This is a genomic window from Oleiphilus sp. HI0132 (assembly GCF_001635845.1).
In genome coordinates, this window is sequence record NZ_LWGJ01000982.1 from 1 (window position 1) to 652 (window position 652).

The 652-nt window shown below is 42.2% G+C and carries 1 protein-coding gene; it reads left to right on the top strand.

Annotated features, from left to right (window positions below):
- Positions 1–54: 54 nt before the first annotated feature.
- Positions 55–546, top strand: coding sequence for an IS3 family transposase (locus A3766_RS11065; RefSeq protein ID WP_068510155.1), 492 nt, complete (start codon positions 55–57; stop codon positions 544–546).
- Positions 547–652: the final 106 nt, after the last annotated feature.

A 652-nucleotide genomic window follows, 5' to 3' on the forward strand; every position in this document is an offset into this window, starting at 1 on the left:
TTGTCGCCTCTGTTAATTTTTAATAATTGAATAGGAGGCGGTAAGAGAATATGAGTGAAGCATTATTCAAAAGAGTTTAAAGAAGCCATTGTTAAGAAGTGGCTTGAAAGTGGGTTATCATTAAGAACGTTTTCAGCCCAGGAAAACATAAACCTATCCACCTTGTATTCCTGGCGAGATAAATTTCAATTACCAGGTTCAAGTGTGACAAAAAGTAGTAGTCCAGATAACTGGTCTCCAGAAGCAAAGTTTTCAATTGTTCTGGAAACCGCCATGATGTCGGAGATAGAGCTAAGTGAGTATTGCCGAGAAAAAGGGCTGTACCCTGATCAGGTGAAGCAATGGAAACAATCTTGTATTAACAACAATATGACTGAGGCTCAGCGTAAGAAACAGGAAGCTGCAGAGCGCAAAGCAGATAAGAAGCGTATTAAGCAGTTAGAGAAGGAGCTAAAACGCAAAGATGCAGCACTTGCTGAAACTGCTGCATTATTGGTGCTCAGAAAAAAGCTCAATGCCTACTGGGGGGAAGACGAGGACAGCTAACCATGCTTCCAGATAGGCAATATTATGTGGAGCTGATTGATGAAGCCGTTAGTGCTGGAGCCAGAAGAGTGAAAGCCTGTGAGCTAATAGGCTTATCGCTTCGGAC